Source organism: Herminiimonas sp. GW821-FHT09C12, from assembly GCF_059416385.1.
On sequence record NZ_JBWKPC010000002.1, the window covers coordinates 182660 to 192100 of the forward strand.

Genomic DNA, 9441 nt, shown 5'->3' on the forward strand with positions numbered 1-9441 from the left:
ATCCCTGTCATCAAGAAGTAATGCAGCTTGCGTAGCATGGCAGCACTGACTCATTTTGGAGAAAGTGCTGTCATGAATACGCATGTGCAATTGACGCAGCAAGAATCCAGGCGGCAAGAGCGGCGTTATGTATTTCGTCGTCGGGGCTTGATGACAACCGGGAAAATGACGACACCCATTCATACTCTGGATGTCTCTGCGCACGGTATGGGTGTGATGAGTGCTGTGCCGATCAAGACAGGAGAGTCTTGTTCCGTCGTACTTGACGCTTTGCTTGGCGCTCGCGTCGTTCAGCTCAAATTTTCTTGTACGGCAGTTTGCTGCACGTTGGCTGGCACTGAAGGATTTCGTACCAGCTTATACATAGACGGTCGTGTGGAATCACATCAGCAACAATTGCAGAAAATCATTGCTACATGCTCGGCCCTTGCCGTGCGGGACTTGGGCTGAGCATTCAACTGCAGGCAGGAAAATCAGATTTCCAGATTGTCGATCAAGCGCGTTGCGCCCAATTTTGCCGCGGCGAGCACCACCAGTTTTTCACCTTGCGCCATATCACCGGCTGATGGTGGTTGCAGATTGTTTTGCTTGCGGATGGAGATGTAATCAGGCTTCCAGCCACGCTTGCTCAAGTCTGCCATCGCTTGTCGCTCCAACTGGAAAATATCCAGATGGCCGCTGCGTACTTCATTGGCCACTGCATTCAAACTCTGGAACAAAGCCGGAGCTTCTGCGCGCTCTTCCGCCGACAAATACATATTGCGCGACGATAAGGCCAAGCCATCTTCCGCGCGATAAGTATCGGCTGCGATAATTTCCGTAGGCAATGCAAATTGCTTGGACATATTCCGCACGATCATCAGTTGCTGATAATCCTTCTTGCCGAATACCGCAACGCTAGGTTGCACGCACGAGAACAATTTCAATACTACCGTTGTGACACCGGTGAAGAAGCCAGGGCGGAATTCACCTTCCAGCGTATTGCCCAGATCGTTAGGCGGTTGTACACGGAATTCCTGCGGTTCCGGATACAGATCTTTTTCCGTTGGTGCGAACAGGATGTAGACGCCTTCTTTTTCCAGTTTTTCTACGTCAGCCTGGAAAGTGCGCGGATATTTGTCGAAGTCTTCGTTAGGGCCGAATTGCAGACGATTGACGAAGATCGATGCGACGACCGGATCACCATGCTTGCGTGCCAGACGCATCAGGGACAAATGACCGTCATGCAAATTGCCCATGGTCGGTACAAAAGCGGTACGTAACTGGCCGCGCAAATGGTCGCGCAATTCTTCGATACAAGAGATGATCTTCATAAATCTGTCTTAGTGAATGGTTGCCGCATAGTGACGCGTGCGGTAACGGAGAAAATGAGTAATCTGAAATGAAAAGTGTCGATTAACTTGGCGCGTAGGCCAGTCGCACGTAGATAGGCGCAAATGGTTCGGCTTGCGTAATCTCGATCAGCGTTTCTTTCGCCAGCTCGAGCAAGGCGACAAAGTTGACCACCACGACAGGCACGCCGCGCGTTGGGTCAAACAGATCGGCGAATTCAACAAATTTGCTGGATTGCAAACGACGCAGAATAGCGGTCATGTGTTCGCGCACCGATAATTCTTCACGGCTGATCATGTGATGCGCGGTCAGTTTCGCGCGCTTCAACAAGTCTGCCCACGCGGCTTGCAGATCAACGACTTCTACTTCCGGCCAACGTGTGACGGTGTTTTGTTCAATGTAAATTTGCGTGCGCACATAATCGCGGCCCAGTTGTGGCAGGGCATCGATTTGCTGCGACGCGAGTTTCATTTGTTCGTATTCGAGCAGGCGGCGCACCAGTTCAGCACGCGGATCGCTGGCTTCTTCGCCCGTATCTGCCTTGCGTACTGGCAGCAGCATGCGCGATTTGATCTCGATCAACATGGCTGCCATCAGCAGATATTCAGCAGCGAGTTCGAGATTGTGCAGACGGATTTGATCGACGTATTGCAGGTACTGCTTGGTAACCTGCGCCATCGGGATATCGAGGATGTTGAAGTTCTGCTTGCGGATCAGATACAGCAAGAGATCGAGCGGGCCTTCAAATGCTTCGAGAAAGACTTCCAGTGCATCCGGCGGAATATACAAATCCGTCGGCATGCGGAACAAGGGTTCGCCGTACAAGCGTGCATAAGCAACGCCATCAATGACATCCGGCGTGGTATCCGGTCTGCCATCGACTACAAGATCAGGCGCACTGGAAGGCAAGTGCGCCAGCATCGTGTTCGGGCCTTTGCTCATTTACCGGACTTTGTTTTGATACGGGTAAGCTTGTTGATCGACGTGCGATGCCAGATTGCGTGCTTGCTGTTCCAGATCGATCGGGCTTTTATCCCACAGCAGGGCACGACCGGCGAGCTGGGATGCTTCCAGATTCGGATTCTTCTCTTTTAAGGAGGCGATGAACTGGGTGGCTTCGGACTGGTAATTAGAGTGCTGTTTGCTAAGTTTCATGGATAAATTGGCAACAAGGTGGATTCAGACGCTATTTTACATCGTCTATCAGTGATTCCTTCAAGGAAAAGGCAAGTGTCTCAGATATGTCAATCCGGCATCATTTTGCTAGCATCAATGCGATACTTCTGTTTCTGGAATGTGTTTTAGGCAATAAAAATCCTGGCTCATCGCTAATAGGAGACAAGAATGAGAAAAATGATGCGTGGCTTATTGGGTTTCTTCTGTAGTTTGCTGATGTTGGGTTGTGATCACACTGGAGCGGAGTTTGGTTTGGAAAAATTGACGAAAGGCGTGTCGACCGAAGCTGATGTGCGCAGCGCGATGGGCGAGCCGGAAATTACCTGGGAAGAAGAGAGCGGTATACGTACGCTGGAATATCCGAAAGGTCCGGCTGGTCATCGTACTTATATGGTCGATATCGATACGCAAGGCAAGTTGCTCGACTACACGCAGGTATTAACTGCAGAAAATTTTGCGACGATCAAAGTCGGCATGAGTCGGGATGAAGTGCGGCGCAAGCTGGGCCGGCCACGCACCGTCGGCAAGTTCAATTTGAAGAGCGAAGAAGTCTGGGATTGGCGCTATCTGGAGGGACCTGCTACCGAGCGCTTCTTCAATGTGCATTTCGACATTGGCAGCGGCAAGGTCACCAGCACTTCAGTATCCGATCCTGTCTATGGTTGATTGCTGTATCTGATTCGCTCAGTGCGATGGTCAAATCCTGGCAAAACTTGCTGTCATCGTAATCGCGGAAAGCGTTGACTAGGCACAGATGGAACGAGAGTTTCAACGGTTTCATTGTGCTGCGGCTTTGTGATCTCGCTGTACTACGCATATGGTGCGTTAGGCACAGCGAGTATCCGTAACAGACAATACGATGCAGGTTACTGTGGGATCAGATTTGATAGCGTGCAGCTGCATGTTCCTGCGGCAGGTTAGGCAACATGGCCTGACGTGCAGCATTGAAGGCATCCCATTGCGCAACATCAGGTAAAGACGGGATCGTGATCAGTTCGCCGCGATCAAAACCTACCAGCGCTGCATCGACCATCTCATCGACCTCCATCACACCCTGCAACTGTTCGACATCGCGTCCCGAGCGTTCCCAGATTTCTGTGCGGGTTGCGGCTGGCAACACGGCTTGCACATAAAGGCCGCGCGCACCGAGTTCGTTCTGCAGTGCTTGCGAATAAGCCAGGACATAAGCTTTGGTCGCGCCATACATACCAAGTGGTAGTTCCGGTGCCACTGCGACTACCGATGCAATATTCACGATCGCACCTTGTCCCTGAGCGAGGAAGCGCGGGATGACGGCTGCACCGAGGCGGGTCAGGGCGGTGACATTGAGTTTGATCAGATTGTCTTGTGCTTCGACATCCGAGGTTTCAAAGCCGCCGGGTGCGGCAGCACCGGCATTATTGATAAGGATGCCTACATCGCGTTGCTCGCGTAGACGAGCTTCCACTTTTGCCAGATCGGTTGGCTTGGTCAGGTCGGCCACGATGATCTCGATGTCAACGCCGGTTTCCTTGCGCAGGGTAGCGGCCAATGCTTCCATGCGTGCGCCATTGCGTGCTACCAGGACTAAATTGTGGCCGCGGCGTGCGAGGCGATCTGCATACACTGCGCCTATGCCGGTGGATGCGCCTGTGATCAGGACTGTTGTTACTTGGGTATCGCGGGTCTTCTGGTTCATGTTGATTCCTTGGTGTGGGGCTACAAAGAAGGTAAAACAACTAATTATTTAATCATGATGATTATAATGAATGTAATCATGATGATGGTAATGTATAATGTCAAGCATTAATTTGAAGGCGAATTTGAATAATTAAGGAGTTGCCATGAAAATCAGTCGGGAACAGGTTGCCGAGAACCGACAGGCGGTACTCGACGCCGCTGCTACGCTGTTTCGCGAGCGTGGTTTTGAAGGTGTGACAGTGGCCGAAATCATGAAAGCGGCCGGGCTGACGCACGGTGCCTTCTATGGTCACTTTGCTTCAAAAGATGATTTGATTGCGCAGACTTGCACGCATGCGCTGGCACCGTTCCGTGCGGAAGATGCGCCTGTGCTGGATATGATGGATTTTGCTACTCACTACCTGAGTAGCGAGCACCGCGATAATCCTGGACTTGGTTGCGTGTTCTCCAGTCTGGGAACGGAGGCGGTACGCGCTTCGGATGCCACACGTCATACGCTGACCGATAGCGTGAGACATCGAATTGAAAATTTTAGTCAGACCGCGCCGGGTAAAACCGCGTTTGAACGTCGGCAGGCGGCGGTCGGTGCATGGGCTGCGATGGTCGGTGCCGTGATGCTGTCACGTCTGGTTGATGACCAGGATTTATCCGATCAAGTATTGAACGATACGCTGGCCTGGCTGGATAAAACGCAAGCGAAAAAGTAAGGCTCACTATGTCAACGGCCGTGATCATCAGATGACGATCACGGCCGTTTGGAAATTATGCCCTTGAGTAATCCTGGCCTTCAATATGTGACTCAGGATTTGAGTATGCGCCGCATGACGGTAGGTGCAGCTTCCAGCGGATTGGCGTGTGTGTATTCCAGCTCAGGCGCTTCTTCAAATTCGTACGCAGAGTACAGATCGAGCAAGCGTGGTTGATCGGCACGTACTGCCAGCCGGAGTTCTGTTACACCTTCGAGGCAAGCTTGCCGTATCACTGCTTCAATTAATTGCTGCGACAAGTTTGCGCCGCGATAAGCGGGCAACACACTCATACGCAGCATTTCCCATGTGCCGGGCTGATCGGGTAGCGGTAACCAGCGTACCGAGCCAACAGCTTGATCGTTGATCAGCAAAATAAATCCACCACCGATTTGCAAATGATAGCTGGCGGCTTCTGCTGTTTCGCGATGACCACTGGAGCTGGCTGCAACCTTGCCAGCCCACGCTGCACGCGTCAGATCAGCGATCAGTTGCGCATCTTGCAGTGTTGCTTCACGAATCTGCATACTCATGGCGTCATCCAGCTTGGTCGCGTCCCTTAGCCGACGCGCATGCCCGGCTCAGCGCCTGGCCATGGATTCAGGATGTAGATGCCAGGATTGGTTTTCTCATCAGCGGCAGAAGCGGCGAGCACCATGCCTTCCGAGATACCAAACTTCATCTTGCGTGGCGCGAGGTTGGCAACCATCACGGTCAGCTTGCCGATCAAGTCTTCCGGTTTGTAGGCGGACTTGATGCCGGAGAACACATTGCGCAAGCGGCCTTCGCCCACATCCAGCGTCAGACGCAGCAATTTGTCCGAGCCTTCGACGTGTTCGCAATTGACGATCTTGGCAATGCGCAAATCGATTTTTGCAAAATCATCGATCTTGATTTCTGGTGCGAGTGTTTCGATGGCGTGACCGTTGGTGTCTTCGCCATTAGCTGTCGCTGATGCAGGTACGTCCACGGTTGCATTCACAACTGCAGGCATATCGAACAGGGCATCCAGCATCTTCGGTTCTACACGCGTCATCAGGTGCGTGTATGGATTGACTTGGTGCGCATTTGGCAGCGACGTGTTGACGTCAGCCCATTGCAACGGTGCGATGTTGAGCAATGCTTCAACTTGCTTGGCCAATTCAGGCAAGACTGGTTTCAAATAAATGGTGAGGATGCGGAAGGCTTCCAGCAAGCGGCTGCACACTTCTTGCAGCGCTGCGCTCTTGGCGGGATCTTTCGCCAGTTCCCATGGTTTGTTGGCATCGACGTAGGCGTTGATGGCATCGGCTTGCTCCATGATGGCGCGCAGGGCTTTGCCGTATTCGCGTTGGTCATACAGAGCTTGAATTTCTGGCGCGACGTTGCGCAATTTGCTGATGAAGGCATCGTCCGCAGTTGCCCAGTCGGTGACAACACGGCCATCGAATTTCTTCGCGATAAAACCGGCAGCGCGGCTGGCGATGTTGACGTACTTGCCGATCAAGTCGCTGTTGACGCGCGCGATGAAATCTTCCTGATTGAAGTCGATGTCTTCGTTGCGCGCATTGAGTTTGTTCGCCAGGTAATAGCGCAGCCATTCTGGGTTCATGCCCAGGCTGAGGTATTTCAAAGGATCCAAACCGGTGCCACGGCTTTTGCTCATCTTCTCGCCGTTGTTGACGGTGAGGAAGCCGTGCACGAATACCTTGTTAGGTGTCTTGCGGCCGCTGAACTTCAGCATCGCCGGCCAGAACAGTGTGTGGAAGTTGACGATGTCTTTGCCGATGAAGTGTATCTGTTCGAGCGCAGGATCAGCCATGTAGGCGTCAAAATTTTCGCCGCGCTTATCCAACAAGTTTTTCAACGATGCCAAGTAGCCAATAGGTGCATCCAACCATACATAGAAGTATTTGCCCGGTGCATCCGGGATTTCAATACCGAAATAAGGCGCGTCGCGGCTGATATCCCAATCGCCCAAACCTTCGCTAGTCGTGCCGTCAGGATTGCTGCGTACGGAGAACCATTCCTTGACCTTGTTGGCAACTTCCACTTGCAAATGCGGCTTGCCATCGACGTCGTTGCCAGTGATCCACTCTTCCAGAAACGCGACGCAGCGCGGATCAGAGAGCGAGAAGAAGAAATGCTCCGAGCTTTTGAGCACGGGTGTGGAGCCGGTCAATGCTGAGTACGGATTGATCAGGTCGGTCGGCGCATAGACCGCAGCGCAGACTTCGCAGTTGTCGCCGTATTGATCCTTGGAGTGACATTTCGGGCATTCACCCTTGATGTAACGATCCGGCAGAAACATATTTTTTTCCGGGTCGAAGAATTGTTCAACCGTTCTGGTTGCGATCAATCCTGCTTTTTTAAGGTCCAGATAAACCTGTTTTGCCAGCTCATGATTTTCCGGGCCGTCAGTCGAGTGCCAGTTATCGAAGGTAATATGAAAGCCATCCAGATACGGTTTGCGACCGGCGGCAATCTTGGCGACGAACTGCTGCGGCGTGAGGCCGGCTTTTTCTGCAGCGATCATGATAGGTGCGCCATGCGCATCGTCGGCACTGACGAAATCAACTTGATTGCCTTGCATGCGTTGGAACCGTACCCAGATATCGGCCTGGATGTATTCCATGATGTGACCGATATGGAATGCGCCGTTGGCGTAAGGGAGGGCGGTTGTAACGAACAATTTGCGCGGCGATGGATTACTCATAAGGCGGTGCTTGCGATCAATAAGGTAATAAAGACGTAATTTTAGCAGTGCCGCGCGGGTTGACGCAGACATGCGCTATATATAGTCATGTGATTGCCGGAATGTAATCTATATAGGTCAGTGTCCGATATTGCTGTTGATGCTGTTCCATACCAGTGGCGACGCGGTAAAATAGCGTTTTTATACAGGACGGCTTTGGCACTCCAAAGCCGTTTTCATTTGCCATGACAGTTCGTACACGTTTTGCTCCCAGCCCAACCGGCTATCTCCATGTTGGTGGTGCGCGCACCGCGCTTTTTTCCTGGGCTTATGCTCGCCACTTTGGTGGCACCTTTGTTTTGCGTATCGAAGATACCGATCTTGAGCGCTCCACGCCGGAAGCCGTACAGGCGATTATCGAAGGTATGGAGTGGTTGGGTCTGCACCATGACGAAGGCCCGTTCTATCAGATGCAGCGCATGGATCGCTATCGCGAAGTCATCGCGCAGATGATGACGGCTGGTACTGCTTACTATTGTTATTCGTCGCCAGAAGAAGTCGAAGCAATGCGCGAACGCCAACGCGCTGCCGGCGAAAAGCCGCGCTACGACGGTACCTGGCGTCCTGAAGCTGGCAAAACCTTGCCGGAGATTCCCGCTGATCGCAAACCGGTTGTACGCTTCCGTAATCCGACTGAAGGCGATGTGACCTGGCTGGATGTGGTCAAAGGTCAGATCACGATTTCCAACCGCGAGTTGGACGATCTGGTGATTGCACGCCCTGATGGCACACCGACTTACAACTTCTGCGTGGCAGTCGATGATTCGGATATGAAGATCACGCACGTCATACGCGGTGATGATCATGTCAACAACACACCACGTCAGATCAATATTCTGAAAGCGTTAGGTGCAGAGTTACCGCATTACGGTCACTTGCCGATGATCTTGGGTGCCGATGGTGCGAAGTTATCGAAACGTCACGGCGCTGTCAGCGTGATGGATTATCCGGCACAAGGTTATTTGCCGGAAGCAATGCTGAACTACTTGGCGCGCTTGGGTTGGAGCCATGGTGACGATGAAGTGTTCTCTATGGAACAGTTCACGCAATGGTTCGATCTGGATCATTTGACTAAATCGCCTGCGCAATTCGATCCGGAAAAACTCGACTGGATAAATAATCACTATATCAAGCAAGCAGACAACACACGTCTGGCTGGATTGATCAAGCCGATGATGGAAAGTCTGGGTGCGCAGTTTGCGCCGTCCGAACATCCTGCGCCTGATCTGCCAGCGGTCATCGCTTTAATGAAAGAGCGCGTCAAGACATTGAATGAGTTGGCTGTTACAGCCATGTTGTTCTATCGTCAGCCCGCACCTGATGCAGCATTGTTGACGCAACACGTAACCGATGCGATCAAACCAGCGCTTGCGCAATATTCAGATCAATTGAAGACAGTGACGTGGAGCAAGGAAGCATTGTCCGTTGCACTGAAAGAAGTGCTGGCTACACATCAGTTAAAGATGCCGCAATTGGCCATGCCTTTGCGCTTGCTGATCACAGGACAATTGCAAACACCATCGATCGATGCCGTGGTTGAATTGTTCGGTCGTGAGGTCGTCTTAGCGCGTCTTGCAAAATATCTTTAATATTTTTGCAAAAGGGCATTTACAGAGAGAGAAAGGCTTTGCTATAATCTCGCTTCTGCGCAAGAGGGGGTATAGCTCAGCTGGGAGAGCGCTTGCATGGCATGCAAGAGGTCAGCGGTTCGATCCCGCTTACCTCCACCAGCAAAGTGCAGAGTAGTACAAGGTCAGTATGGACAGGTTTCTG

Annotated in this window: 10 protein-coding genes and 1 tRNA gene; 5 read left to right on the forward strand and 6 right to left on the reverse strand. The window is 52.1% G+C overall.

Annotation, left to right across the window (positions count from 1 at the left end; all coding sequences use genetic code 11):
• The first annotated feature begins 72 nt into the window (after positions 1 to 72).
• Positions 73 to 450: a PilZ domain-containing protein gene (locus tag AC07N2_RS10765; RefSeq protein WP_494778282.1), complete on the forward strand. Its 378-nt coding sequence runs from the start codon at positions 73 to 75 to the stop codon at positions 448 to 450.
• A gap of 23 nt (positions 451 to 473) precedes the next feature.
• Here AC07N2_RS10765 and panC read toward each other — a convergent pair whose 3' ends face one another.
• From panC to AC07N2_RS10780, 3 genes are all read right to left on the reverse strand, one after another.
• Positions 474 to 1313, reverse strand: coding sequence for a pantoate--beta-alanine ligase (gene panC / locus AC07N2_RS10770; protein ID WP_076591912.1), 840 nt, complete (start codon positions 1311 to 1313; stop codon positions 474 to 476).
• Between the two features lie 82 nt (positions 1314 to 1395).
• Entirely contained in the window at positions 1396 to 2253 is an 858-nt protein-coding gene (locus AC07N2_RS10775) for a segregation and condensation protein A (protein WP_076593979.1), read from the reverse strand.
• A gap of 21 nt (positions 2254 to 2274) precedes the next feature.
• Complete coding sequence (locus AC07N2_RS10780; RefSeq protein ID WP_076591911.1) at positions 2275 to 2487, reverse strand: DUF3460 family protein; 213 nt, start codon at positions 2485 to 2487, stop codon at positions 2275 to 2277.
• A gap of 189 nt (positions 2488 to 2676) precedes the next feature.
• Between AC07N2_RS10780 and bamE the strand changes: the two genes are divergently transcribed.
• On the forward strand, positions 2677 to 3174 hold the full coding sequence (bamE, locus tag AC07N2_RS10785) for an outer membrane protein assembly factor BamE domain-containing protein (RefSeq protein ID WP_494778283.1): 498 nt from the start codon (positions 2677 to 2679) through the stop codon (positions 3172 to 3174).
• Positions 3175 to 3385: 211 nt separating this feature from the next.
• Here bamE and AC07N2_RS10790 read toward each other — a convergent pair whose 3' ends face one another.
• Complete coding sequence (locus AC07N2_RS10790) at positions 3386 to 4186, reverse strand: SDR family NAD(P)-dependent oxidoreductase (RefSeq protein WP_494778284.1); 801 nt, start codon at positions 4184 to 4186, stop codon at positions 3386 to 3388.
• Positions 4187 to 4331: 145 nt separating this feature from the next.
• On the opposite strand from AC07N2_RS10790, the gene AC07N2_RS10795 reads away from it, so the two are divergent.
• Positions 4332 to 4895, forward strand: coding sequence for a TetR/AcrR family transcriptional regulator (locus tag AC07N2_RS10795; RefSeq protein ID WP_494778285.1), 564 nt, complete (start codon positions 4332 to 4334; stop codon positions 4893 to 4895).
• A gap of 92 nt (positions 4896 to 4987) precedes the next feature.
• On the opposite strand, the gene AC07N2_RS10800 is transcribed toward AC07N2_RS10795, so the two are convergent.
• Together AC07N2_RS10800 and metG are read right to left on the reverse strand one after the other, a co-directional pair.
• Positions 4988 to 5467 carry a GNAT family N-acetyltransferase gene (locus tag AC07N2_RS10800; RefSeq protein WP_494778286.1) on the reverse strand — a complete coding sequence of 160 codons (480 nt, stop codon included), beginning with the start codon at positions 5465 to 5467 and terminating at the stop codon, positions 4988 to 4990.
• Between the two features lie 26 nt (positions 5468 to 5493).
• A complete protein-coding gene (metG, locus tag AC07N2_RS10805; protein ID WP_494778287.1) occupies positions 5494 to 7629 on the reverse strand; it encodes a methionine--tRNA ligase in 2136 nt (711 codons plus the stop codon).
• 224 nt (positions 7630 to 7853) lie between these two features.
• Here metG and gltX point away from each other — a divergent pair, with 224 nt between their 5' ends.
• Positions 7854 to 9257 carry a glutamate--tRNA ligase gene (gene gltX, locus AC07N2_RS10810; RefSeq protein WP_494778288.1) on the forward strand — a complete coding sequence of 468 codons (1404 nt, stop codon included), beginning with the start codon at positions 7854 to 7856 and terminating at the stop codon, positions 9255 to 9257.
• A gap of 65 nt (positions 9258 to 9322) precedes the next feature.
• A tRNA-Ala gene (locus AC07N2_RS10815) sits at positions 9323 to 9398 on the forward strand.
• Positions 9399 to 9441 lie beyond the last annotated feature (43 nt).